Source organism: Pseudomonas sp. Pseusp9 (assembly GCF_059491265.1).
This window is the reverse complement of sequence record NZ_CP168500.1, coordinates 5,784,131-5,808,796: the sequence shown is the minus strand read 5'-3', so window position 1 is coordinate 5,808,796 and position 24,666 is coordinate 5,784,131. Positions and strand designations below refer to the sequence as shown.

Genomic DNA, 24,666 nt, shown 5'->3' with positions numbered 1-24,666 from the left:
AATGGCTCGTTACATTGGTCCAAAATGCAAACTCGCTCGTCGCGAAGGCACCGATCTCTTCCTGAAGAGCGGCGTGCGCGCGATCGAATCGAAGTGCAACATTGAAGCAGCACCTGGTATCCACGGCCAACGCCGCGGTCGCCAGTCCGACTACGGCACCCAACTGCGTGAAAAGCAGAAGGTCCGTCGTATCTACGGCGTTCTCGAGCGTCAATTCAGCGGCTACTACAAAGAAGCTGCTGGCAAGAAAGGTGCAACCGGTGAGAACCTGCTGCAGCTGCTCGAATGCCGTCTGGACAACGTTGTATACCGTATGGGCTTTGGTTCGACTCGTGCCGAATCCCGTCAGCTGGTATCGCACAAGTCGATCAGCGTAAACGGTCAGACCGTTAACGTTCCGTCCTACCAGGTTCGTGCTGGTGACGTGGTTGCTGTTCGCGAGAAAGCAAAAAACCAACTTCGCATTGTCCAAGCTCTCGATCTGTGTGCCCAACGTGGCCGCGTAGAATGGGTAGAAGTAGACACTGAGAAGAAGTCGGGCGTTTTCAAGAACGTTCCAGCTCGCAGTGATCTGTCCGCCGACATCAACGAAAGCCTGATTGTCGAGCTCTACTCCAAGTAAGGGCTAGAAAATAGGTGCATCCATGCAGATTTCGGTAAATGAGTTCCTGACACCCCGCCACATTGATGTGCAGGTTGTCAGTCCAACCCGCGCCAAGATCACTCTCGAGCCTCTCGAGCGTGGCTTTGGCCACACCCTGGGCAACGCGCTGCGCCGCATCCTGTTGTCCTCAATGCCCGGCTGTGCAGTAGTCGAGGCCGAGATTGACGGTGTGCTCCACGAGTACAGCGCCATCGAAGGTGTACAGGAAGACGTAATTGAAATCCTGTTGAACCTTAAAGGTCTGGCTATCAAGCTGCACGGCCGTGACGAAGTTACGCTGACCTTGTCGAAGAAGGGTTCGGGGGTGGTTACCGCTGCCGATATTCAGCTGGATCATGATGTCGAGATCGTTAACCCCGATCACGTAATCGCTAACCTGGCGTCTAACGGCGCCCTGAACATGAAGCTCGTAGTAGCTCGTGGTCGTGGTTATGAACCGGCAGACTCGCGTCAGAGCGATGAAGACGAAAGCCGCAGCATCGGTCGCTTGCAGCTTGACTCTTCGTTCAGCCCGGTTCGCCGTATCGCATACGTGGTGGAAAACGCCCGTGTCGAGCAGCGTACTAACCTGGACAAGCTGGTTATTGATCTGGAAACCAACGGTACTCTGGATCCTGAAGAGGCAATTCGCCGCGCTGCAACCATCCTGCAACAGCAGTTGGCTGCGTTCGTCGACCTCAAGGGTGACAGTGAGCCAGTGGTTGTCGAGCAGGAAGACGAGATCGATCCGATCCTGCTTCGCCCGGTTGACGATCTGGAACTGACTGTACGTTCGGCTAACTGCCTTAAGGCGGAAAACATTTACTACATCGGTGACCTGATTCAGCGTACCGAAGTGGAACTGTTGAAGACTCCGAACCTGGGCAAGAAATCCTTGACTGAAATCAAGGACGTTCTCGCCTCCCGCGGTCTGTCCCTCGGCATGCGCCTCGACAACTGGCCGCCTGCAAGTCTTAAGAAGGACGACAAGGCGACTGCCTGATCGTCGTAATCACCGAACGTAGTGTTTGGTAAGGAATGAACCATGCGTCATCGTAAAAGTGGTCGTCACCTGAGCCGCACCAGCTCGCACCGCAAGGCCATGTTCCAAAACATGGCGGTGTCGCTGTTCGAGCACGAGCTGATCAAAACTACTCTGCCAAAAGCCAAAGAACTGCGCCGCGTTGCCGAGCCGCTGATCACTCTGGCCAAGACAGACAGCGTTGCTAACCGTCGTCTGGCTTTCGACCGTACTCGTTCGAAAGCTATCGTTGGTAAGCTCTTCAACGACCTGGGCAAGCGTTACGCTACCCGTGAGGGTGGCTACCTGCGCATCCTCAAGTGCGGTTTCCGCGCTGGCGACAACGCGCCTATGGCGTACGTCGAGTTGGTTGATCGTGCTACTGCTGGCGAAGCTGTATCTGCCGAGTAAGACGTCAGTCTGAAACAAGGAACCGGGCCTAGTGCCCGGTTTTTTGTGCCTGTAAGAAACGCGGCGTTCGTACAAGCGTTTCCTTCTTCTGTGTTGTCATGATGGGACGGGGTTGGTCGTTAGATTTTTTCTATCGATGTCTACAAGTTAATGAATTTGTAGCTGTCATATTGATGATCAATACTCCTTCTCAGCCGATTAGCCGGCAGTTCAAGACCGACAGAGGAAGGAAGATCGCATGAGTCAGAACACAACGCTTACCACCGCCAGTGGCGCTCCTGTTGCCGATAACCAGAATTCCCGTTCCGCCGGCCCTCGCGGCCCGCTGCTGCTCGACGACTTTCACCTGATCGAGAAGCTTGCCCACTTCAACCGTGAAAACATCCCTGAGCGCCGTGTGCATGCCAAAGGCTCGGGTGCTTACGGTACGTTCACCGTAACGCGCGATATCACTCAATACACCAGTGCCAGGCTGTTTGATTCAGTCGGCAAGCAAACCCCCACGTTCCTGCGGTTTTCCACCGTGGGTGGTGAGCGCGGTTCGGCCGATACCGAGCGTGATCCGCGTGGGTTTGCCTTGAAGTTTTACACCGAGGAAGGCAACTGGGACATCGTCGGCAACAACACCCCCGTGTTCTTCATTCGCGATCCACTGAAGTTTCCCGACTTTATCCACACCCAGAAGCGTTTGCCGCAAAGCAACCTGAAGAGTGCCCAGGCGATGTGGGACTTCTGGTCGCATTCGCCCGAGGCGCTGCACCAGGTCACCATCCTGTTCTCCGACCGGGGTATTCCTGACGGGTACCGCCACATGCACGGCTTTGGCAGCCACACTTACAGCCTTATCAACGCTCAAGGCGAGCGTTACTGGGTGAAGTGGCACTACAAGACCCAGCAAGGGATCAAGAACCTGGCGCCTGCCGAGGCTGCACGTCTGGCGGGTACTGATCCGGATTACGCCCAGCGTGACCTGTTCAATGCCATCGAGCAGGGTGATTTCCCGAAATGGCGCGTGTGCATTCAGGTCATGAGCGAGGCTCAGGCGGAGGCGCACTACGAGAACCCGTTTGATGTAACCAAGACCTGGTCGCAGAAAGAATTTCCGCTGATTGAAGTCGGAGAGCTGGAGCTCAATCGCAATCCGCAGAACTACTTCGCGGAAGTCGAGCAAGCGGCGTTCGGCCCTAGCAATATGGTTCCGGGGGTTGGTCTCTCGCCGGATCGCATGCTGCAAGGTCGGGTGTTCGCCTACGCGGATGCTCACCGCTACCGTGTCGGCACCAACCATCAGCAACTGCCGGTGAACGCGCCTCGTAGCCCGGTCAACACCTATCAACGCGACGGTTCGATGGCTTTTGGCAGCAATGGTGGTGCAACGCCCAACTACGAGCCAAACAGCTACGTCGAGTCGCCGAAGCAGGCGCCTCGTTACGCAGAGCCCGCGTTGGCCCTCAGCGGTACCGCCGATCGTTACGACCATCGTGAAGATACTGATTACTACAGTCACGCCGGCGCGTTGTTCCGCTTGATGTCTGAAGAGCAGAAATCACTACTGGTCAGTAACATCGCCGGTGCGATGGCGGGTGTGTCGAGTGACGTGGTTGACCGCCAGTTGCAGCATTTCTACAAGGCCGATCCGGCGTATGGAGAAGCAATCGCAAAGCTGCTCAACGTACAGCTTAACGAAGTCTAAATGAGAAGCAGAACCGCCCTTGTTTGGGCGGTTTTTGCGTTATTTCAGCTGCTTTTCTCAGAATATCTTCGCTTTTATTGCGGCTTTCGAGTGACGATACGGGGATGTTGGTTCAAACTACAACTTTCAAGCAGGGAGATGTAGGGCGATGCTAGGCCACCCGGATGTTATCGATTACCTCAACACGTTGCTGACCGGCGAACTGGCCGCGCGTGATCAATATTTCGTCCACTCGCGGATGTATGAGGACTGGGGTTTCACCAAGCTCTACGAACGAATCAACCACGAGATGGAAGAAGAGGCAGGGCACGCCGATGCCCTGATGCGCCGGATTCTGATGCTCGAAGGCACGCCGCGCATGCGTCCGGACGATCTCGATGTCGGCACCACGGTGACCGAGATGCTCGAAGCGGATTTGCGCCTGGAATACAAGGTCCGGGCCGCGCTGTGCAAAGGCATCAAGCTCTGCGAGCAGCACAAGGACTATGTCAGCCGCGAAATGCTGCGGGTTCAATTGCACGACACCGAAGAAGATCACACCTACTGGCTCGAGAAGCAGTTGGGTCTGATCAAGTTGATCGGGCTTGAGAACTACCTGCAGTCCCACGCCTGATTCAACGGATACAAAAAAGCCCCTGGCACTGACGAAGTGACAGGGGCTTTTTCATGGCGTCTGGTTACGCCCGGTCACGCTCCAGCAGCGGCTTGAGGTAATAACCGGTATGGGATTGCGTCATCTCTGACACTTCCTCCGGCGTACCCACGGCAATGATCTGCCCGCCCTTGGAACCGCCCTCCGGCCCCAGGTCTACCAGCCAGTCGGCGGTCTTGATCACGTCCAGGTTGTGTTCGATCACCACCACGGTGTTGCCGTGGTCGCGCAGGCGATGCAGCACGTCCAGCAGTTGCTGGATATCCGCAAAGTGCAGCCCGGTGGTCGGTTCATCGAGGATGTACAGAGTCTTGCCGGTATCGCGCTTGGACAGTTCGCGGGAGAGTTTCACCCGCTGGGCTTCACCACCGGAGAGCGTGGTCGCCGATTGCCCCAGCTTGATGTACGACAGGCCGACATCCATCAGCGTTTGCAGCTTGCGCGCCAGGGCCGGTACGGCATCGAAGAACTCCCGTGCTTCCTCGATGGTCATCTCGAGGGTTTCGTGGATGCTCTTGCCTTTGTACTTGATTTCCAGGGTTTCGCGGTTGTAGCGCTTGCTCTTGCACACGTCGCACGGCACGTAGATGTCCGGCAGGAAGTGCATCTCCACCTTGATCAGGCCGTCGCCTTGGCAGGCTTCGCAACGCCCGCCCTTGACGTTGAAGGAGAAACGCCCCGGGCCGTAGCCGCGGGAGCGAGATTCCGGCACGCCAGCGAACAATTCGCGGATCGGTGTAAACAACCCGGTGTAGGTCGCCGGGTTGGAGCGCGGTGTGCGACCGATCGGGCTCTGGTCGATGTCGACGACCTTGTCCAGGTGCTCAAGGCCCTTGATGCTGTCGTGGGCGGCGGCTTCAAGGGTGGTGGCACCATTCAGCGCTGTAGCGCTCAAGGGGAACAGCGTGTTGTTGATCAGTGTCGACTTGCCTGAGCCGGATACGCCGGTCACACAGGTCAGCAGGCCAATCGGAATCTCCAGGTCTACATTGCGCAGGTTGTTGCCGCGCGCGCCCTTGAGCGACAGCGCAAGCTTCTTGTTGCGCGGCGTGCGTTTGGCCGGGACTTCGATCTTCACCCGGCCCGACAGGTATTTGCCTGTCAGCGAGTCCGGGTGCGCCATGACCTCGGCCGGTGTGCCTTCGGCGACGATATGCCCGCCGTGTACGCCAGCGCCCGGGCCGATGTCCACCACGTAGTCGGCCAGGCGAATCGCGTCTTCGTCGTGCTCGACCACGATCACCGTGTTGCCGATATCGCGCAGGTGCTTGAGGGTGCCCAGCAGCCGGTCGTTATCGCGCTGATGCAGGCCGATGGAGGGTTCGTCGAGGATGTACAGAACGCCCACCAGGCCGGCACCAATCTGGCTGGCCAGACGGATACGCTGGGCTTCGCCACCGGACAAGGTGTCCGCACTGCGATCCAGCGACAGATAATCGAGACCGACATTGACCAGGAACTGCAGGCGCTCGCGGATTTCCTTGAGGATCTTGTCGGCAATTTCGCCGCGGCGGCCGGTGAGCTTGAGACCGCCGAAATAATCCGACGCATCACCGATCGGCAGGTTGGTCACTGCCGGCAGGGTTTTCTCGCCGACCCATACGTGTCGCGCCTCACGCCGCAGGCGGGTACCGCGGCAGTCCGGGCAGGACTGGGTGCTGAGGAACTTGGCCAGCTCTTCACGTACCGACGCCGATTCGGTCTCGCGGTAGCGTCGCTCCAGGTTCGGCACGATGCCTTCGAACGGGTGCGAGCGCTTGACGATATCCCCACGGTCGTTCAGGTATTTGAAATCGATGTTTTGCGAACCGCTGCCATGCAGGATGAATTTCTGCTGATCGGCAGGCAGTTCGTTGAACGGAACTTCCAGGCTGAATTTGTAGTGGGAAGCCAGTGAGCCGAGCATCTGGAAGTAATAGACGTTACGCCGATCCCAGCCACGAATCGCCCCTTCGGCCAGGGTCAGTTCGCCATTGACCAGGCGCTTGATGTCGAAGAATTGCTTGACCCCCAGGCCATCGCAGGTCGGGCAAGCGCCGGCCGGGTTGTTGAAGGAGAACAGCTTGGGTTCCAGTTCGCTGATCGCGTGGCCGCAGATCGGGCAGGCGAAGCGTGCGGAGAAGATCATCTCTTCACCCGGTTCGTCGTCCATCGGTGCCACCAGGGCGATGCCATCCGCGAGTTTCAACGCGGTCTCGAAGGATTCGGCCAGGCGTTGTTGCAGGTCGGCCCGAACCTTGAAGCGGTCGACCACGACATCGATGGAATGTTTTTTCTGCTTGTCGAGCTTGGGTGCTTCGTCCAGCTCGTACAGCTTGCCGTTGATCCGGGCACGGACGAACCCCTGGGCGCGCAGTTCTTCGAAAACCGACAGGTGCTCGCCCTTGCGCTCGCGGATTACCGGGGCCAGCAGCATCAGCTTGCTGCCCTCCGGTTCGGCGAGGACCAGGTCGACCATTTGGCTGACGGTCTGCGCTTCCAGCGGGATGTCGTGATCCGGGCAACGCGGAATGCCCACGCGTGCATACAGCAGGCGCAGGTAGTCGTAGATTTCGGTGATTGTGCCGACCGTCGAACGCGGGTTGTGCGAGGTCGACTTCTGTTCAATGGAGATTGCCGGCGACAGGCCTTCGATGGTGTCAACGTCGGGCTTTTCCATCATAGACAGGAACTGCCGGGCATAGGCCGACAGCGATTCGACGTAGCGGCGCTGACCTTCGGCGTACAGGGTGTCGAAAGCCAGGGACGACTTGCCGGAGCCGGACAGGCCGGTGATGACAATCAGCTTGTCCCGTGGCAGGGTCAGGTCGATGTTCTTCAGGTTGTGGGTTCGAGCCCCACGAATCAGGATCTTGTCCAAGGTGGCCTCGCTCGGCGGGCGTCGAAAACGTAGGAGTATACGGCCAAATACTGGATGGATGCACACTATCAAACGAGAGGGTTACTGTCTTACATGAAGACTGTGTCAGCAATGCGCGTCAAAGCGTCGCGATATACCCTGCCAATCGATGGGACTGGTAGAATCGCCGCCGGTTCACATGAGGTTTTTCCATGCACGATCCCCACAGCGAGCGCATGAGTGGCGGCGAGACCCGCGCAGCGAGCGGTCTGGCCCTGGTGTTCGCCTTCCGTATGCTTGGCATGTTCATGGTGTTGCCGGTACTGGCGACCTATGGGATGGATCTGGCCGGGGCAACGCCGGCCCTGATCGGCCTGGCGATTGGCGCTTATGGCCTGACCCAGGCCATATTCCAGATTCCGTTCGGTTTCATTTCCGACCGCATCGGTCGACGCCCGGTGATTTACCTGGGGCTGATCGTCTTTGCCCTCGGTAGCCTGCTGGCGGCCAATGCCGATTCGATCTGGGGTGTGATCGCCGGGCGAGTCCTGCAGGGCGCCGGGGCGATTTCCGCGGCGGTCATGGCCTTGTTGTCCGACCTGACCCGCGAGCAGCACCGGACCAAGGCCATGGCCATGATCGGCATGACTATCGGCCTGTCGTTTGCGGTGGCCATGGTGGTCGGCCCGCTGCTGACCCGCGCCTTCGGCCTGTCCGGGCTGTTCCTGGCTACCGGTGGCATGGCGCTGTTCGGCATTGTGATCGTGATGTTCATGGTGCCGCGCTCCACTGGGCCGTTGCAGCATCGAGAGTCCGGTGTCGCACGCCAGGCGCTGATCCCGACGCTCAAGCATCCGGACCTGTTGCGTCTGGACCTGGGCATTTTCGTGTTGCACGCGATGTTGATGTCCAGCTTCGTCGCCTTGCCGCTGGCGCTGGTCGAGAAGGCCGGGCTGCCCAAGGAGCAGCACTGGTGGGTGTACCTGACCGCGTTGCTGATTTCTTTCTTCGCCATGATCCCGTTCATTATCTACGGCGAGAAGAAACGCAAAATGAAACGAGTTTTACTGGGCGCAGTGCTGACGCTGATGCTCACTGAGCTATTCTTCTGGCAGTTCGGCGACAGCTTGCGGGCTCTGGTGATTGGGACAGTGGTGTTCTTTACCGCGTTCAATCTGCTGGAAGCTTCATTGCCGTCGCTGATCAGCAAGGTTTCACCGGCAGGTGGAAAGGGCACGGCGATGGGGGTTTATTCCACCAGCCAGTTCCTCGGATCGGCACTGGGGGGAATACTCGGTGGCTGGCTGTTCCAGCACGGCGGTCTGTCGGTTGTGTTCCTCGGATGCGCCGGTCTCGCTGCCCTCTGGCTGGCCTTTGCTGTTACCATGCGTGAACCACCCTACGTGACAAGCCTGCGCTTGCCGTTGTCGCCCGAGGCGATCCGCGAAGCGGGTCTGGTCGAGCGCCTGAAGGCTGTCGTAGGGGTAACAGATGCAGTGATAGTCGCTGATGAGGCGGCCATTTACATCAAATTGGACACCGAACTATTGGATCGCACCACCCTTGAGCGCCTGGTGAACAACCCGGCCGAGGCAGCGTGCGTAGCCTAGGAGAACGTTATGGCCCGTGGGGTTAACAAAGTCATATTGGTCGGCACTTGCGGCCAGGATCCCGAAGTTCGCTACTTGCCTAACGGTAATGCCGTGACCAACCTGAGTCTGGCGACCAGCGAACAGTGGACCGACAAGCAAACCGGTCAGAAAGTCGAAAAAACCGAATGGCACCGTGTGTCGATGTTCGGCAAGGTTGCGGAAATCGCCGGCGAATACCTGCGTAAAGGTTCGCAGGTGTACATCGAAGGCAAGCTGCAGACCCGCGAGTGGGAAAAAGACGGTATCAAGCGTTACACCACCGAAATCGTGGTCGACATGCAAGGCACCATGCAACTGCTGGGCGGCCGTCCACAGGGCGACCAGCAGGCTCAGGGCGGCGGTAACAACTACCAGCAATCCGCTCCGCGCCAGCAGGCTCCGCGTCCACAGCAGTCGGCGCCGCAACAATCGCGCCCGGCTCCACAGCAGGCTGCTCCTCAGCCGGCTCCGGATTTCGACAGCTTTGATGACGATATTCCGTTCTAAGCAGCTGTAAGTCCCGAGCTACAAGCGGCAAGCTGAATAAAAAACCCGCACTTCGGTCTGAAGTGCGGGTTTTTTGTTTGTGGTGAAACGCCGTTGCTTCAGGCCGCGAGGTAGTCGTTGGTCGACACCACGCTGGCATACGCAAACGCCAGGGCCGCCATGAACGCCGCATGAACCTGGGCCGCCGGAACCGTCACACCATTGAATTCCAGGTCGAGGGTGGCGCAGGCGTCGTGGATTACGGTCACCTTATAACCAAAGTCCGCCGCCGCACGGGTGATGCCGTCCACGCACATGTGGCTCATGCTGCCCACGACCACCAGTTCCTTGATGTCTTGCTCGTCGAGGATCGACTTCAAGTCGGTTTCGCGGAACGAGTTGACGAAGTGCTTGAGTACCACCGGTTCATCGGCGCGGTTGAGTACTTTCGGGTGCAACTTCGCGCCTTCGGAATTCGGGGTGAAAAACGGTGCCTCTTCGGAGGTGAATTCGTGGCGGATATGCACCACCGGATCAGCGGCGTCGCGGAAGGCCTTGATCAGGCGGGCGGCGTTGTCTGCGGCGGCGTCGGCACCGACCAGCGGCCACTTGCCTTGGGGGAAGTAGTCGTTCTGGATATCGACTACGATGAGCGCTTGCTTGGCCATGACTGTTTCCTCGAAGTATGTGTAGGGTGTGGAATGCAGTATTGGCGCTGGCAGGCGGTCCGGGGATTGGCCGCACCGACAATAAAAGGGGGAAAACTGACAATGGACGCAGAAAGGGCAATCGCCGAACTCGGTGTGCTGATCTATCCCGGCGCGCAGATGGCGGCGGTGCATGGCTTGACGGACTTGTTCGGGGTGGCCAACCGGATCGCCGCCGAGCATCAGACTGCGCAGTTGCCGCTGCTGCGGGTCAGCCATTGGCAGGTCGCGGGCGATCAGCCACCGGTGCGGGTCTTCGATAGTCATCCCGGCCCGGAGCGCGCCTTGGTGGCCGTGCTGATTCCGCCGTCGATCGGCGGTTTTTCCGAGGGTCAGGCACCACAGGGATTGATCCGCTGGTTGCGCGAGCAACATGCCCGCGGAGCGACACTGGGCGGGGTTTGCGTGGGCTCGATTCTGTTGGCTGAAAGCGGTCTGCTCGACGGTCGCAGCGCCACCACTCACTGGACCTCGGCCAAAGCCTTCGCCGAACGTTATCCGGCGATCAGGCTCAAGGCCGATACGCCGATTGTCGATGACGGCGACCTGATTACCACTGCCGGGCTGATGGCCTGGTCCGAACTGGGTTTGCGTCTGGTCAACCGGTTGCTGGGACCGAGCATTGCCACCCATACCGCGCGTTTTCTGGTGGTGGAACACAGCGACAGTGCCAGTGAGTGCGGCAGTAATTTTGCGCCGATCCTCAGTCATGGCGATGCGGCGATCCTCAAGGTGCAACACTGGCTGCAAAGCACCGGGGCGACCGATGTATCGCTGGCGGCGATGGCCGAAAAGTCAGGCCTGGAGGAACGTACCTTTCTGCGCCGATTCCGTGCGGCCACCGGGCTCAAGCCCACTGAGTACTGCCAGCATCTGCGAGTCGGCAAGGCCCGGGAAATGCTCGAATTCACCAACGGCACCATCGACCATATTGCCTGGACCGTGGGTTATCAGGACCCTGGGGCGTTTCGTGCGACATTCAAGAAAGTCACCGGCCTGGCGCCGAGTGATTATCGGACGCGGTTCGGGGTGACGCCGGGCGTCTCGGCACGATAGGCCCATTACAACAAATCCCACATTGGTTCTGTGCCAGTCTTGAGTCGTGCAAAATGCCGGAATATCAAAGGGCGTCGTGCAGAATAAAACAGGCCCCATGCCATCACCTCCTGTGCAACGGGCTGATTTGAAATACGTTTCCCCTCAAGACGCCTTGGCCTGATCCCTGCACCCCTTCAGCTACATTCATCAAGCGTCGATTGAAGGGGGATGCATGACCCCGACAAACCGCAAGAAACTGGTGCTCGCCCATTCGGTGAACGCCGATGCGCCACTGCACGAAGTCGAGACCAACCGTGTGCTGGCCCGCTGGCTGGCGCAGATACTGGGGCTCAAGTACGGCGGCAGTTACGACCCGCAACGGCATGGCGGGCGCGACCTCTACCTGTTGCCGACCCAGACCCTGGTGGGCGCTGCGGCTGCCCGGCAACTGGGGGTCAAGGGGCCGGAGGATTTGTGGGGCGGTTATGTCGATCACGACTTCATCTGCACCAAGGCCATCAGTCACGGATTGCTCAACCACCATGCCCATGCGCCAAAAGGCTGGGCACCCTTGTTTTCCGAGCGGGTGCGCAGCGTGGTGCTCGACGGTCTCAGCGTGTTCTCCCCGGCGGATGCGCACCCGGCGGCTAAGCATTTGTTGCACTCCGGGCCGGTTCGCCTGAAACCGATTAATGCCTGTGCCGGACGCGGTCAGGAAGTGTTCAAAAGCCTCGATGAGTTCGATGAAGTGCTTGCCAGGCCAGAGGCTGAGGTCCTGTTCACTAAAGGTGTGGTGCTCGAGCAGGATCTGGAACAGGTGATCACCCACAGCGTTGGCCAGAGTTTTATCGGCAACAGGGTGCTCAGTTACTGCGGTGAGCAGTACCTGACCGAAGACGCGCAGGGCGACGCGGTGTATGGCGGTTCCGATCTGCTGGTGGTGCCTGGTGACTACGACCAGTTGCTGAAACTGGATCTGCCGCAAGACGTGCGCCTGGCGATCCGTCAGGCACAGGTTTTCGACACCGCGGCGGATGAAGCCTATCCCGGCTTTTATGCCTCGCGGCGCAATTACGACATCGCCCAGGGCCTGGACAGCAACGGCCAGCGGCGCAGTGGCGTGCTGGAACAGTCCTGGCGCATGGGTGGTGCCAGCAGCGCTGAAGTCGCGGCCTTGCAGAGCTTCGTCAACGATCCGGGGATGGGGGCGGTTCGTGTGTCCTCGGTGGAAACCTACATCGATCGGCCGCTGCCGGCCGACGCCATCGAGGTGTTCCGTGGGCCGGCGCAGACCAGCGACTTTCTCCTCAAGTACGTGACGGTTAAATCCTATGACGGCTAGAAGCGAATCCATCCAGATCGACATCGACAACGAACAGATGAGCGGGACGTTTCTGAGCCCAAAATCGAAAGTCCCCGGTGTGCTCTTCGTGCACGGTTGGGGCGGCAGTCAGGAACGGGACCTGGAGCGCGCCAAAGGCATCGCCGGGTTGGGTTGTGTCTGCCTGACCTTTGACCTGCGTGGACACACAGGCGGCACCGGCATTCCATTGTCCCGGGTGACTCGCGAAGATAACCTGCGAGACCTGCTGGCAGCCTATGACCGCTTGCTCGCGCACCCGGCCCTCGATACATCGGCGATTGCCGTGGTCGGTACCAGTTACGGAGGGTATCTGGCCTCGATCCTGACCTCGCTCAGGCCGGTGCGCTGGCTGGCGCTGCGGGTGCCGGCGCTGTATCGCGACGAGCAATGGCACACGCCGAAACGCGATCTGGACAAGCTGGATCTGCATGATTACCGAAGCACCCTGGTATGTGCCGACAGCAACCGCGCCTTGCATGCCTGTTCGCAATTCTCGGGGGACGTCTTGCTGGTGCAATCGGAGACCGACGAATACGTGCCCCACGCGACGATCATGAGCTACCGGGCGGCTTGCCAGCAGACGCACTCACTGACCCACCGCATCATCGACGGCGCCGATCATGCTTTGAGCGATCCGGTTTCCCAGCAGGCGTACACCTCGATCCTCGTCGGCTGGATTACCGAGATGGTGGTGGGGGAGCGGTTGAGCATTATTCAATCATCCTGATATTGGGGTGTTCTTGCGGGCCCCTTCGCGGGCAAGCCCGCTCCCACAAGGATCGAGGGTGTACATAGAATCTGCATCCACCAACAGACCCTGTGGGAGCGGGCTTGCCCGCGAAGGCGTCCTCACAACCAGCACAAAATCACTTGGGTTTTTTCTCTATCCGCAACGCCTTGGCCTTGGCCTCCACCAGCAGGTACATCACCAGGGCAATCAATAGCGGCACAATGAAATAAATCGCCCGATAGGCCAGCAGTCCCGCCACCAGGCTACCCCGCGAAACCTCGTGTTGCAGCAGCGCCACGAACACCGCCTCGAGCACGCCGAGCCCGGCCGGGATGTGCGTGATGACCCCGGCGATGGCACTGATCAACAGCACGCCCAGTACCAGTGGATAGTCCAGTTTGCTCGGCAGCAACGCGAAAATCACCGCCGCCATCAGCGACCAGTTGAGAGCGCCAAGGGCCAGTTGCAGCACCGCCATGGGCAGAGACGGCAAGTCAATCTCCACGCCGCGAATCGCCCACTCCCGACGTTTGGCAAATCGGCACGCCGCCAGGTACCCGGCGCTCAGCAGCAGTAACAAGACCCCCACGCCTTGCAGCGCGCCACTGCTGAGTCTCCAGCCCGGTGGCATGCGTACCAACCCGCTGCTGAACACGGCGCCGGCAATGACCATGTAGCCGAACCAGTTGGTCGCCAGGCTCAGGCCAAGGATTTTCGCGATGTTGCTCTTGCTGACCCCGAGCCGCGAATACAACCGGTAACGCATGGCGATGCCGCCGACCCAGGCGCTCAGGTTCAGGTTGAAGGCGTAGCTGATGATCCCCACGGGCAGGATCTGCTTCCAGGTCAGATTCTGGCGGATGTAGGTGCGGCCGATCAGGTCGAAGCAGGCGTACACCAGAAAACTCACCAGGGTCAGCCCCGAGGCGATGATCAGCGTGCGCACCTTGAAATCGTCCAGGTTGTCGAACACTTCGTTCCATTCGATACGCTGGGCGAGCATCGTGAACAGCACGATCAGCATCAGGAAAAACAGCATCGTCAGCGGTCGTTTCCAGCGTCTCCAGTGCGACTTGCCAGCGCTTGTGGCGTGAGTTGCCGTGTGGGTTTCAGCGCGGTTCATGGCCAGCGCTCCCGGTCGGAGGGGGGACAGGTTTCAGGTGGGGTTTATGCGCCGGCAACCAACCGGCCCACGCCGGGAAATGCCGCAGGAAGTGAAACACCAGAAAACCGATGGTCATGTGCCAGACACGTCCGCGTGGCGCAATGTCGGGAGACATGACCTTGCAGTGGTGATCGCTGAGGTCTTCCAGGCGATCGAACAGATGCCGATTGAAGGCTCGGTCGCGGATCAGCACGTTGGCCTCCAGATTCATCGACAGGCTCAACGGGTCGAGGTTGCTGGAACCGACGGTGCTCCAGTCTTCGTCCACCAACGCGACCTTGCCGTGCAGCGGACGATCGCAATATTCGTAGATCTTCACCCCGGACCTGAGCAGGTAGTCATAGGTCATGCGCGCGGCGAGCCTGGCCACCAGCATGTCTGGCTGCCCTTGCAGGATCAGCCGCACATCCACGCCACGACGTGCCGCGTTGCGGATCTCGCGCAACAGGCGGAAACCGGGAAAGAAGTAGGCGTTGGCGATCACCACCCGCCGTTGTGCCTGGCGCAACACCTGGCGGTAAACCTCTTCGATGTCGGACGGGTGTTCGCCGTTATCGCGGTATACCAGCCGCACCTGGCCATCGTGATCGCTCAAGGCCAGTTCCGAACGCCGCATCCGGCGCCGTTGCCACCAGTATCTGGCCCGCACCGGGCGACCGCATTGCAGCAGGGCGAAGTGATGGATGTCGGCCACCACCGGGCCTTGCACTTCCACGGAATAGTCCTGCTTGGCCTCGGGGCCGAAGTCGGCCAGATGATCGGCAGAAAAATTGATCCCGCCGACGAAGGCGATGCTGCCGTCTACGACCACTATCTTGCGGTGCAGCCGCCGGAACCAGTTGGTGCGGATGCCCAGGCGCTTCGGTGCCGGGTCGAACATTTGCAGGTGCACGCCGGCCGCGGTCAGGGCAGTGAGGAACCCGGTGCTCAGTTCGCCGCAGCCAAACCCGTCGAGGCTGACGGTAGTGCGCACGCCGCGCTGAGCGGCTTCGATCAGAATCTGTTGCAGCTCATTGCCAACCTTGTCCTCGAACACAATGAACGTTTCCAGCAGGATTTCATTTTGCGCCCGGCGCAGGGCTTCAAATACCCGGGGAAAAAACCCTTCGCCGTTTTCCAGCAACTCGACGCGATTGCTGCCTTGCCACCCATATTCGACATCGACCGCTGTCGGCTCGCGGATCGGCGGGGCGGGGATGTCTTGCAACGTGGTTTTTTCCATCGACTGGCTGCTCATAGCTCGATCTCCACCGACAGCGGGGCGTGGTCGGAAAGGTGCGACCAGGGTCGGGTGCTCAGCACCTGCGGCTGGCTGGCCTTGAGGTTGCGCACGTAGATGCGGTCCAGGCGCAAGGTCGGCAGGCGCGCGGGGAAGCTGCGTGCCGGTTTGCCATGGTGCGCGGCGAAGACTTCATGCAAGCCGCTTGGCTTGAGCAAGGCATCGGCGCGCTGGCGCCAGTCGTTGAAATCCCCGGCGACGATCACCGGGGCATCGCCGGGCAGGGTGTCCAGACGCTGGGCAAGCAATTTCAGTTGCGCCATACGGTGGCTTTCGCGCAACCCCAGGTGCACGCAAATGGCATGCACTTCCCGGTCGTCGTCCGGCAGACGTAACACACAATGCAGGAGCCCGCGGTTCTCGTGGCCGCCGATGGACACGTCGAGGTTGTCGTGGCGGATGATCTGGAATTTCGACAACAGCGCATTGCCGTGATCGCCCGCCGGATACACCGCATTGCGTCCATAGGCGAACTGCGGCCACAGGGTGTCGGCGAGGAACTCGTATTGCGGCATCGCCGGCCAGTTGGTGTAGCGCTTGGGGTGCTGTTCGTGAGTGCCGTGGACTTCCTGCAAAAACACCACATCGGCAGACACACTACGCACCGCTTCGCGCAGTTCCGGCAGGATGAAACGGCGGTTGAGCGCGGTGAAACCTTTATGGGTATTGACCGTCAGCACCTTGAAACGACACGTGAAGGACTTACCCTGTACCCGCATGTCGATTGCGCTTGAGTGTGCGGGAATATCGGTGTGGTTCGCTGTCATGTCGCCTCCCGCCTGACGGCCCCTGTCTTTGGATGACTCCGGGGCGGCGGCGAAAGTTTCGATGGGGCTACGGACGGTACACCGACAACGCATCACTACAGATTCAATGTGGGAGCGAGCCTGCTCGCGAAAGCGGTGTGTCATTCACCTCATTGCCGAGGGTGCTGGCGCCTTCGCGAGCAGGCTCGCTCCCACAGGGTGTATTAGTGGCCCGTGATAATGCGGGCAGAGCCGTCAGCCGGTTCGGCGAACTCCGGGCCGCGGCGATCAAGACGTCCGCTCCACGCGGTCAATGCCAGCGCCAGCAACACCACCAGACCGCCGATCCACGCGGTGTGGATCAAGCCCATGTGGGCGACGATCAGGCCACCGCCCCACGCACCGCCGGCAATGCCGAGGTTGAACGCCGCGATGTTCAGGCCGGATGCCACGTCCACAGCCTGCGGGGTGTGATGTTCGGCCTGGCGCACCACGTACACCTGCAATCCCGGCACGTTGCCGAAGGCCACGGCGCCCCAGACCAGCACGGTGGCCAGTGCGAGCCACGGATTGCCGGCGGTGAAGGTCAGCACGAACAACACGGCGGCGAGCAGGGCAAAAATGATTTTCAGGGCGCTGATCGGGCCGCGTTTGTCCGCCAGCTTGCCACCCCAGATGTTGCCGACGGCCACGGAGATGCCGTAGACCAGCAATACCAGGCTGACGGTGCTGGCGCTGAAACCGGAGAGGTCCTGAAGAATCGGGGCGAGGAAGGTAAACGCGATGAACGAGCCGCCGTAGCCGACGGCCGTCATGGCATACACCAGCAACAGGCGCGGTTGCTTGAGCACCTGCAATTGCTGCAACAACGACGCGGGTTTGCTGTGGGCGATGTTGTTCGGCACGTAGATCAGGCTGCCAACGAAGGCGATGACACCCAATGCCGAAACAGCGAGGAAGGTTTCACGCCAGCCGAAATGCTGGCCGATGAATGTCCCCAGCGGCACGCCGGTGACCAGCGCCACGGTCAGGCCGGTGAACATGATGGCTATCGCGCTGGCGGCTTTTTCCTTCGGCACTAGACTGGTGGCGATGGTCGAGCCGATCGAGAAAAACACCCCGTGGGCCAGGCCGGTGACGATCCGTGCGAGGATCAGCGACTCGTAGCTCGGTGCTTGCCACGCCAGCAGATTGCCGAGGGTGAACAGCACCATCAGCGATAACAGCAGCAACTTGCGCGGAACCTTGCCGGTGAGGGCGGTCAGCACCGGGGCGCCGACGGCAACGCCAAGGGCATACAGGCTGACCAGCAGACCGGCGGATGGCAGGCTGACGCCGAGGTCGGCACCAATGGTGGGTAACAGGCCAACGATGACGAACTCGGTCGTCCCGATGGCAAAGGCGCTGAGGGTCAGCGCGAGCAAAGCAATGGGCATGTCTGCAACTCCGGAGATTGATTCGATGGAGCGCAGTGTCGGGGTTGGGGTTGTGCGGAAAAATACAGGGACGGACATTTGATATTTGCCTTGGGCGCAAAGATCGCGAACGCGAGTGCTAGTCTGTGCCACAGGAAGGCATTGTCATCCTGCTATCTGCGGGCAATAGCCGAACTTGCACGGTATTTCTCGATCAGTTCCTTACAGACACAGGCAAAGGAGCGGGTGTTTTGATCAGGCTCAAGACCGCGATACTGCTGGGGGCATTAGTGTTTCTGGGCAGCGAACAACTGGAAGCCGCCGCGATACCGGGGCTGCCGGCCACCGCGACCGCCGCGACGCCACCGGCGCACCCCGAGCCGCTGGTGCAAGGCGGTTTACTGGGGGCCATCAGTTCAAGCATCGACGAGGTTCAGTCCAGGTTTGATCTCAACCAGAATCTGGTCGACGTCTGGCGACTGCGTGCCGACCGCGCGGCCGATGAAGTGGATCAGTTGGTCAATCAGCCTTCGGCCCGTTCGGCCTGGAGCGTCGCCGGCGATTTCCTGCTGTTGACCTGCGTGTGGGCGGCCGTGTTTGCCTGTCTTTGGCTGTTTGGGCGGTGGTTGGCCAAACGCCTTTGCGCGCATCGCCTGCTGCTCAGTCGCGAGCGTGGTCAGGCCCTGCTCGGCTATGTATTGCCCTATTCCATTCCGGCGGTGGTCAGCCTGCCGCTGACGATTTATGCCAGCGAGTTTTTGCCATTCTCGGCCGGTCGGGCGCTGGCGTTGTGTTTTGCCTACGCCACCAGTGCCGGGATCTTTGCCGCGTCATTGGTGCTGTCGCTGGTTGTGGTATTCAATGCCGGGCACAAGCGGCGGGCGGTGCAGATCATTCGACAACACAGCCCACGACCGCTGTTCGGCATCGGCTTTCTGGTGGCTTTGAGCGATGCCTTGACCAGCCCGCAGATCGCCCATCAACTGGGCAACAATCTCACCAGCAGCATCGCCGTGTTCACCGGGTTGGCAGCGTCGGTTTCCTTCGGCTTGCTGGTGATCCGCATGCGTCGCCCGGTGGCCCATGTGATCCGCATCCTACCGCTGGCCCAGCGTCTCGGTCAGCCGGCATTGCGTGAAACCCTGCGGATATTTTCCGGGCTTTGGTATTGGCCGATTCTGTTGATGGTACTGGTTTCGATCGTCAACCTGATCGGCGCCGGGGCGGACAACCAGAGAGTGCTGCGCAGCGCCTTGTTCACCACGGTGTTGCTGATTGCCACGGTATTTCTCAGCACCACGCTGCACTATCTGTTCAAGGCGCGCAGTGCAGCGGACCTGCGCCGCAGCGGCGCCTACAAGGAGCGTTTTCTCAACTTGTCCCATGCGTTGTTGCGCATCGGCATGGCCATCGTGTTCATCGATATCCTCGGGCGGATCTGGGGCGTGTCGCTGTTCGAGTTCGCGGTGAGCAATGCCGTGGGCCGGGCCATCAGTGATTCCCTGAGCCACATCGGCCTGATCCTGCTGGTGACCTGGATGGTCTGGGTGGTGCTCGACACGGCGATTCAGGAAGCCCTGAAACCGCCGGCCAACAAGCGCTCGGCACGCCAGCCCAGTACGCGGGTGAAAACCATCCTGCCGCTGCTGCGCAACGCGATCAAAATCATCCTTGTGGTGATTTGCGCGATCACCACCATGGCCAACCTGGGGATCAACGTCGCGCCGTTCCTGGCCGGTGCCGGGGTCATCGGCCTGGCAATCGGTTTCGGCTCCCAGCAACTGGTGCAGGACGTGATTACCGGGCTGTTCATCATCATCGAAGACACTCTGTCCATCGGCGACTGGGTGGTGCTTGATTCCGGGCATGCCGGCACGGTCGAAGGCCTGACCATCCGCACCTTGCGCCTGCGCGACGGCAAGGGCTTCGTGCACTCGGTGCCGTTCGGGCAGATCAAGGCCGTGACCAACCAATCGCGGCAATTCGCCTATGCGTTTTTCTCGGTGCAATTCACCTATGACACCGATGTCGACAAGGCCATCGAGTTGATCCGCGAGGCCGGGCATTCCATCAGCAGCGACGCGTTCCTGCGCTACAACCTGCAAGGGCCGCTGGATGTGTTTGGCGTCGATAAAATGGACCTCAACGGCGTGGTGCTGACCGCGCAATTCCGCACGGTGTCCGGTGGTCAATATGCCGTGAGCCGGGCCTTCAACCAGCGCCTGAAAAAACTTGTGGATAACTGCCCGTGGGTGCATTTCGCGCAGACTTATCCACAGCAGGCGCTGGTGCCGAGGCATCCGGTCGAGCCACCACCGGAGGCGGTGCATGAGCCGGATCATTCGGCGGTACTGATGCCGGATCGGTCGCGGTCGCAGTAGCCAGTTTTGTCCTGAGGTTCTTTATTGGCTGTGATGGCCTCTTCGCGAGCAGGCTCGCTCCCACAGTTGATTTTTGTCGTTCATGAATCCCCCTGTGGGAGCGAGCCTGCTCGCGAAGGGGGCAGACCAGACAACCTCAATGCCGGATCAGCTTGCTGCGCACCTCGGCCCCCGCCTGCTGATCCAGTTCCACCCAGATCTGCTGCTTGCCGGCAATCTCGGCAGCGACCGGCAACCCGTCGCGATACACCAGCCGATTGCTCGCCAGTGCCGGCACCTTCGCACCCGGCAACAACGTGCCGGCGAGGTTCAGCGGATCGACCCCGCACACCGCGACCAGACTGCCGTCGTGAGGCCGACGCCGCACCTCCCGCAACAATGGAATCGCCTCGGGCAAGGCGAATTGCTCACCCGCCAGGCCGCTGACAAACCGTCCGCCACGAATCTCGCCGCGAGCCTCCAGACGATGGAACGTACGCAGCAATTCGCGCCAGCTCGGCAGCCAGTCCGCCTCTCGCTCCAGCAAGCGCCAGAACACCACGCCGTAGCGGCGCAGCAAGGTCATGGCGATGTGTTCCAGCGTTTCGGCCGGTGTGGGTGCGGGACGCTGGTTTTCCGCCACCGGCGCGGCAGGCACGCGTCGCAGCAAAGCCCAGCGCCCGGCGTCGTCCATGCCACCGATGAATGCTCCGCGCCCACGCCGACTGTTGCGCGGCTGGCGCTTGCTGGCCGGGGTGATCAGTGCGCGCAACCCGGCGAAGCTGTCGGCGTTCACCAACCCGGCGCCCACCAGTTCCTGCAGGGCGATTTCCAGTTCCGAACGCAGCAGATGAGCCTCGTGGATCAGCTCATCGAAAAACAACGCGCCGTGCTGGCTGAGGGCGACATGGACCTTTTGCGTCTTCGCCGACAGTTCGCTGACCGGCGTCTGTTCGGCCAAGCCACTCCAGAGGCCGACCCGATTGCGCGGCAGCAAGACAATCGGCGTGCTGCGCAGTGCGGTGCCGGCGCCTTTGTTGTGCGCAGTCAGGCGCGTCCACACCAGTCTGCCGCTGCGGCATAACTCATCCAGCCAGGACGACGAGTAATCCTTGATTCGCGCCGGCAGGATGTCGCTGTCCCAGCCTGAAGCGGCGGCGGGGTAGCCTTCGAATTGCGCGACGACGGCCGGCAATACCGCCGCGCCCTGGCCCTGATTTGCAGTCGAGACATGCTGCCAATCAAAGAGGAACCGCATGAAATCCTGCAAGGCCACCGGTTCGATTTCCCGACGCAGGCGTTTGACCGTGTAGCGATGGATCCGCGCCAGCAAATGTCGCTCGCACCATTCTTCCCAAGCGGTGCCCGGGGTGAAGCGGCCACGCAGCACGTAGCCTTCGCGTTCCAGTTGCGCCAGGGCTTGATTGACCTGCGCGGCGGGCAAGCCGAGTGGTTCGGCAATGGAATTGAGCGGGAGCGGCCCGAAGGCGCTGAGCCGTGCACGGATCAGTTCGAGTGCGGCTTCCTCGGCTGTCCAGGTTTCATCGAAGTCCGGCAGCGCCTGCAGCGGGGGCGTCATTTCAGCCTGTGGATAAATCGCCCGTAGGCAGCTCAGGCGCTCCAGCGCCAGCCACAGCGATTGCCCGGTGCTGATCTGCATACGGCTGGCGCGTCCGCTATTGGCCAGGGTATCGAGCCAGTCGAGCCATTGCGGATTGGCGCTGGCCTCGGCATCGCAGATGCACGCCAGGCTCATCAAGGCCTCGTGCATTTCATCGACACCGGTGGGCGCCGGCCAGGCTTCGTCGCGCACGGCGGCAATCGCTTCGGCGTCCAGCGCGCCGAGGTCGTCGGTGGATTGCGGGTCGCTCCAGCGGCGATTGAGCACCGCCTGGGTACGGCGCTCCTCCAGCGGCGCATCGTCGAGAAAGGTATAGGGCCGGGCGCTGAGAATCTCCGCCGCCAGCGGCGAGGGCGCCGGCAAGTCGCGGCTGATCAGGCGAATGTCGCCGCGTTCCATGCGTCGCAACAAGGCCAGCCAGCCTTCACTGTCCATGGCATCGTGCAGGCAGTCGTCGAGGGTTTGCTCTACCAGCGGATGGTCGGGAATCTCTCGTTCTCCAGCGAGGTTTTCCACACAGGCGATCTGGTCGGGGAAGACACTGGCGATCAGGTCTTCGCTTTTCATCCGCTGGATCTGCGGCGGGACTTTGCGCCCGCCGCTGTAGCGCGGCAGCGCCAGGGCCACCCCGGCATTCCAGCGCCAGCGCACGCCGAACAGCGGCGCGTCGAGCACGGCTTGAATCAGCAGGTGTTCGGCGCTGTTGCTGTGCAGGTAGCGCCAGACATCGTCCAGTTCAAAACTGTGGCTGGTGGACAGCGATAGCACGATGGCGTCTTCGCTGGCGGCGGCCTGCAGTTCGAAATTGAAGGTGCGACAGAAACGCTTGCGCAGGGCCAGGCCCCAGGCGCGGTTGATGCGACTGCCGAACGGCGTGTGAATGACCAGTTGGGTGCCGCCGGACTCGTCGAAAAAACGCTCCATCAACAGCGTGTCTTGTGAGGGCAGGGCGCCCAGCGTTTGCCGCGCACGGGCCAGGTAGTCCACCAGTTGTTCGGCGCTGGCGAGGTTCAGGTCCAGGGTGTCGGTCAGCCAGTCGAGTGCTGGTTGCAGGCTGCCAGGCGCGCGCCCCAGCAGGTCGTCGAGCTGTGCCTGCAAGCGTGCCACCGCCGAGGACAACTCGGCACTGCGCCCCGGCGCTTCTCCGAGCCAGAACGGAATGGTCGGCGGCTGGCCCTGAGCATCCTCGACCCGCACCTTGCCGGTTTCCACGCGCAGGATCCGATAGGACGTATTGCCCAACTGGAAGACATCCCCGGCGATGCTTTCCACGGCGAAGTCTTCGTTGATAGTACCGATGTTCAGCCCTTGAGGCTCCAGCAGCACGCTGTAGTCGGCGTTGTCCGGAATGGTCCCGCCACTGGTCACCGCCGTCAGTTTTGCGCCCCGGCGACCGCGCAGGGTGCGGCTCACGGCGTCGCGGTGCAGGTAGGCGCTGCGCATACCCTGACGCCCGTTGTAGCCCTCGGTGAGCATGTGCAGCAGCGCCTGGTAGTGTTTGTCGTCGAGTCCGGCGTAGGGCGCGGCGCGGCGCAGCATCTCCAGCAGTGCCTGTTCCGGCCACTCCTGGCAACTGACCTCGGCAATGATCTGTTGTGCCAGCACGTCCAGCGGCGCTTGCGGGATCAGCAAGGTATCGAGTTCGCCCCGGCGCACGCAGTCGAGCAGCGCTGCGCATTCGATCAGATCGTCGCGGGTGGTGGCGAACAAACGGCCCTTGGGCGTACCGCCGACCTGGTGCCCGGAGCGGCCGACCCGCTGCAGAAACCCGGCAATCGAACGCGGCGAGGCGATCTGGCACACCAGGTCGACGTCGCCGATATCGATCCCCAGTTCCAGCGACGCCGTGGCGATCAGCACTTGCAGGTCGCCGCGCTTGAGTCGCTGCTCGGCGTCCAGGCGAAACTCTTTGGCCAGGCTGCCGTGGTGGGCGGCCACGGCGTCCTTGCCCAGGCGCTCGCTCAGGTGTCGGCTCAGGCGCTCGGCCAGGCGCCGGGTGTTGACGAAAACCAGCGTGGTCCGGTGTTCCCGGGCGAGGGCCGCGAGGCGGTCGTAGACCAGTTCCCAGACATCGTTGGCCATCACTGCCGACAGCGGCACGGGCGGTACTTCGATGTCCAGGTCGCGTGGGCGGGCGTGGCCGATGTCGATGATCTCGCACGGACGGTCGCGACCGACGAGGAAGCGCGAGACGGCTTCGATCGGGTTTTGCGTAGCGGACAGACCGATGCGCAGAAGTGGTTGCGCGCACAACGCCTGCAGGCGTTCAAGGCTCAGTGTCAGATGGCTGCCGCGTTTGTTGGCGGCCATGGCGTGGATTTCGTCGATGATTACTGTTTGTGTCGTGCCGAGCATCTGCCGACCGGAATCGGAACCGAGCAACACGTACAAGGATTCCGGCGTGGTCACCAGAATGTGCGGCGCCGTCTTGCGCATCGCCGAACGATCTTTTTGTGGTGTGTCACCGGTGCGCACGGCCGTGGTGATCTGCAATTCGGGCAGGCCCATCAGGCGCAATTGCTCGGTAATGCCGGCCAGCGGGTTTTGCAGGTTGATCTGGATGTCGTTGGACAGTGCCTTGAGCGGCGAGACGTAGACCACCAGCGTTGCGTCTGGCAGGCCGTCGGCGGACTCCAGGCCGCGATGCACCAGGTCGTCGATGACGGCGAGAAAGGCGGTGAGGGTCTTGCCGGAGCCGGTGGGCGCGGCGATCAGGGTCGAGCGCTGCTGGCGGATCAACGGCCACGCCCGGGCCTGGGCGGCGGTGACCGCTGCGAAGGTGTGGCTGAACCAGGCGCTGACGGCGGGGTGAAAGCCGCTCAGGGCACTGTCTGCGGGGATGGGCAGGTTCATGCAGCAAGTTAGG

Annotated in this window: 18 protein-coding genes; 11 read left to right on the top strand and 7 right to left on the bottom strand. The window is 61.1% G+C overall.

What is annotated here, in order from left to right:
• The first annotated feature begins 1 nt into the window (after nt 1).
• The 5 genes from rpsD to bfr all read left to right on the top strand — a co-directional run bounded on the left by rpsD (nt 2) and on the right by bfr (nt 4,381).
• The gene (gene rpsD / locus ACEN8E_RS26480) at nt 2-622 is read left to right on the top strand and encodes a 30S ribosomal protein S4 (protein WP_003176404.1); all 621 of its coding nucleotides are present in this window, start codon (nt 2-4) and stop codon (nt 620-622) included.
• A 22-nt stretch (nt 623-644) separates the two neighbouring features.
• Nucleotides 645-1,646 (top strand): DNA-directed RNA polymerase subunit alpha, encoded by a 1,002-nt coding sequence (locus ACEN8E_RS26475; protein ID WP_007970428.1) that lies wholly within the window; start codon nt 645-647, stop codon nt 1,644-1,646.
• 42 nt (nt 1,647-1,688) lie between these two features.
• Nucleotides 1,689-2,075 (top strand): 50S ribosomal protein L17, encoded by a 387-nt coding sequence (gene rplQ, locus ACEN8E_RS26470; RefSeq protein WP_007970429.1) that lies wholly within the window; start codon nt 1,689-1,691, stop codon nt 2,073-2,075.
• Nucleotides 2,076-2,313: 238 nt separating this feature from the next.
• Nucleotides 2,314-3,768, top strand: a complete 1,455-nt coding sequence (locus tag ACEN8E_RS26465; RefSeq protein ID WP_495590458.1) for a catalase — start codon at nt 2,314-2,316, stop codon at nt 3,766-3,768.
• A 148-nt stretch (nt 3,769-3,916) separates the two neighbouring features.
• Nucleotides 3,917-4,381, top strand: a complete 465-nt coding sequence (gene bfr / locus ACEN8E_RS26460) for a bacterioferritin (RefSeq protein ID WP_085727994.1) — start codon at nt 3,917-3,919, stop codon at nt 4,379-4,381.
• Nucleotides 4,382-4,445: 64 nt separating this feature from the next.
• Here bfr and uvrA read toward each other — a convergent pair whose 3' ends face one another.
• Nucleotides 4,446-7,280, bottom strand: a complete 2,835-nt coding sequence (gene uvrA / locus ACEN8E_RS26455; RefSeq protein ID WP_495590457.1) for an excinuclease ABC subunit UvrA — start codon at nt 7,278-7,280, stop codon at nt 4,446-4,448.
• 191 nt (nt 7,281-7,471) lie between these two features.
• Between uvrA and ACEN8E_RS26450 the strand changes: the two genes are divergently transcribed.
• Together ACEN8E_RS26450 and ACEN8E_RS26445 are read left to right on the top strand one after the other, a co-directional pair.
• Nucleotides 7,472-8,869 (top strand): MFS transporter, encoded by a 1,398-nt coding sequence (locus ACEN8E_RS26450; protein WP_495590456.1) that lies wholly within the window; start codon nt 7,472-7,474, stop codon nt 8,867-8,869.
• A 9-nt stretch (nt 8,870-8,878) separates the two neighbouring features.
• Nucleotides 8,879-9,397: a single-stranded DNA-binding protein gene (locus ACEN8E_RS26445; protein ID WP_413426437.1), complete on the top strand. Its 519-nt coding sequence runs from the start codon at nt 8,879-8,881 to the stop codon at nt 9,395-9,397.
• A gap of 98 nt (nt 9,398-9,495) precedes the next feature.
• Here ACEN8E_RS26445 and ACEN8E_RS26440 read toward each other — a convergent pair whose 3' ends face one another.
• Nucleotides 9,496-10,044, bottom strand: coding sequence for a cysteine hydrolase family protein (locus ACEN8E_RS26440; RefSeq protein WP_495590455.1), 549 nt, complete (start codon nt 10,042-10,044; stop codon nt 9,496-9,498).
• A gap of 102 nt (nt 10,045-10,146) precedes the next feature.
• Between ACEN8E_RS26440 and ACEN8E_RS26435 the strand changes: the two genes are divergently transcribed.
• From ACEN8E_RS26435 to ACEN8E_RS26425, 3 genes are all read left to right on the top strand, one after another.
• The gene (locus ACEN8E_RS26435) at nt 10,147-11,139 is read left to right on the top strand and encodes a GlxA family transcriptional regulator (protein ID WP_495590454.1); all 993 of its coding nucleotides are present in this window, start codon (nt 10,147-10,149) and stop codon (nt 11,137-11,139) included.
• A 214-nt stretch (nt 11,140-11,353) separates the two neighbouring features.
• A complete protein-coding gene (locus tag ACEN8E_RS26430; RefSeq protein WP_495590453.1) occupies nt 11,354-12,463 on the top strand; it encodes a DUF3182 family protein in 1,110 nt (369 codons plus the stop codon).
• Complete coding sequence (locus ACEN8E_RS26425; RefSeq protein WP_495590452.1) at nt 12,453-13,211, top strand: alpha/beta hydrolase family protein; 759 nt, start codon at nt 12,453-12,455, stop codon at nt 13,209-13,211. Before ACEN8E_RS26430 ends, ACEN8E_RS26425 begins: the two co-directional genes overlap by 11 nt.
• Before the next feature lie 139 nt (nt 13,212-13,350).
• Here the strand turns inward: ACEN8E_RS26425 and ACEN8E_RS26420 are convergent, their stop codons facing one another.
• The 4 genes from ACEN8E_RS26420 to ACEN8E_RS26405 all read right to left on the bottom strand — a co-directional run bounded on the left by ACEN8E_RS26420 (nt 13,351) and on the right by ACEN8E_RS26405 (nt 17,840).
• Nucleotides 13,351-14,337, bottom strand: coding sequence for a lysylphosphatidylglycerol synthase domain-containing protein (locus ACEN8E_RS26420; protein ID WP_495590451.1), 987 nt, complete (start codon nt 14,335-14,337; stop codon nt 13,351-13,353).
• Nucleotides 14,324-15,616 (bottom strand): cardiolipin synthase ClsB, encoded by a 1,293-nt coding sequence (gene clsB / locus ACEN8E_RS26415; protein WP_495590450.1) that lies wholly within the window; start codon nt 15,614-15,616, stop codon nt 14,324-14,326. Before clsB ends, ACEN8E_RS26420 begins: the two co-directional genes overlap by 14 nt.
• Nucleotides 15,613-16,377, bottom strand: a complete 765-nt coding sequence (locus ACEN8E_RS26410) for an endonuclease/exonuclease/phosphatase family protein (protein ID WP_495593399.1) — start codon at nt 16,375-16,377, stop codon at nt 15,613-15,615. The genes clsB and ACEN8E_RS26410 overlap by 4 nt, the downstream gene beginning before the upstream one ends.
• A gap of 251 nt (nt 16,378-16,628) precedes the next feature.
• Nucleotides 16,629-17,840: an MFS transporter gene (locus tag ACEN8E_RS26405; protein ID WP_495590449.1), complete on the bottom strand. Its 1,212-nt coding sequence runs from the start codon at nt 17,838-17,840 to the stop codon at nt 16,629-16,631.
• Between the two features lie 230 nt (nt 17,841-18,070).
• On the opposite strand from ACEN8E_RS26405, the gene ACEN8E_RS26400 reads away from it, so the two are divergent.
• Nucleotides 18,071-20,200, top strand: a complete 2,130-nt coding sequence (locus tag ACEN8E_RS26400) for a mechanosensitive ion channel family protein (RefSeq protein ID WP_495590448.1) — start codon at nt 18,071-18,073, stop codon at nt 20,198-20,200.
• A gap of 136 nt (nt 20,201-20,336) precedes the next feature.
• On the opposite strand, the gene ACEN8E_RS26395 is transcribed toward ACEN8E_RS26400, so the two are convergent.
• Entirely contained in the window at nt 20,337-24,653 is a 4,317-nt protein-coding gene (locus ACEN8E_RS26395) for a DNA glycosylase AlkZ-like family protein (RefSeq protein WP_495590447.1), read from the bottom strand.
• Nucleotides 24,654-24,666 lie beyond the last annotated feature (13 nt).

Excerpts from the sequence above, each read along its gene's own strand:
- rpsD (WP_003176404.1), top strand. The coding sequence starts at position 2 with ATGGCTCGTTACATTGGTCCAAAATGCAAACTCGCTCGTCGCGAAGGC.
- ACEN8E_RS26465 (WP_495590458.1), top strand. The coding sequence starts at position 2,314 with ATGAGTCAGAACACAACGCTTACCACCGCCAGTGGCGCTCCTGTTGCC.
- ACEN8E_RS26425 (WP_495590452.1), top strand. The coding sequence starts at position 12,453 with ATGACGGCTAGAAGCGAATCCATCCAGATCGACATCGACAACGAACAG.
- bfr (WP_085727994.1), top strand. The coding sequence starts at position 3,917 with ATGCTAGGCCACCCGGATGTTATCGATTACCTCAACACGTTGCTGACC.
- clsB (WP_495590450.1), bottom strand. The coding sequence starts at position 15,616 with ATGAGCAGCCAGTCGATGGAAAAAACCACGTTGCAAGACATCCCCGCC.
- ACEN8E_RS26435 (WP_495590454.1), top strand. The coding sequence starts at position 10,147 with ATGGACGCAGAAAGGGCAATCGCCGAACTCGGTGTGCTGATCTATCCC.
- ACEN8E_RS26440 (WP_495590455.1), bottom strand. The coding sequence starts at position 10,044 with ATGGCCAAGCAAGCGCTCATCGTAGTCGATATCCAGAACGACTACTTC.
- ACEN8E_RS26420 (WP_495590451.1), bottom strand. The coding sequence starts at position 14,337 with ATGAACCGCGCTGAAACCCACACGGCAACTCACGCCACAAGCGCTGGC.
- ACEN8E_RS26475 (WP_007970428.1), top strand. The coding sequence starts at position 645 with ATGCAGATTTCGGTAAATGAGTTCCTGACACCCCGCCACATTGATGTG.
- rplQ (WP_007970429.1), top strand. The coding sequence starts at position 1,689 with ATGCGTCATCGTAAAAGTGGTCGTCACCTGAGCCGCACCAGCTCGCAC.
- ACEN8E_RS26430 (WP_495590453.1), top strand. The coding sequence starts at position 11,354 with ATGACCCCGACAAACCGCAAGAAACTGGTGCTCGCCCATTCGGTGAAC.
- ACEN8E_RS26410 (WP_495593399.1), bottom strand. The coding sequence starts at position 16,377 with ATGCGGGTACAGGGTAAGTCCTTCACGTGTCGTTTCAAGGTGCTGACG.
- ACEN8E_RS26405 (WP_495590449.1), bottom strand. The coding sequence starts at position 17,840 with ATGCCCATTGCTTTGCTCGCGCTGACCCTCAGCGCCTTTGCCATCGGG.
- ACEN8E_RS26450 (WP_495590456.1), top strand. The coding sequence starts at position 7,472 with ATGCACGATCCCCACAGCGAGCGCATGAGTGGCGGCGAGACCCGCGCA.
- ACEN8E_RS26395 (WP_495590447.1), bottom strand. The coding sequence starts at position 24,653 with ATGAACCTGCCCATCCCCGCAGACAGTGCCCTGAGCGGCTTTCACCCC.
- ACEN8E_RS26445 (WP_413426437.1), top strand. The coding sequence starts at position 8,879 with ATGGCCCGTGGGGTTAACAAAGTCATATTGGTCGGCACTTGCGGCCAG.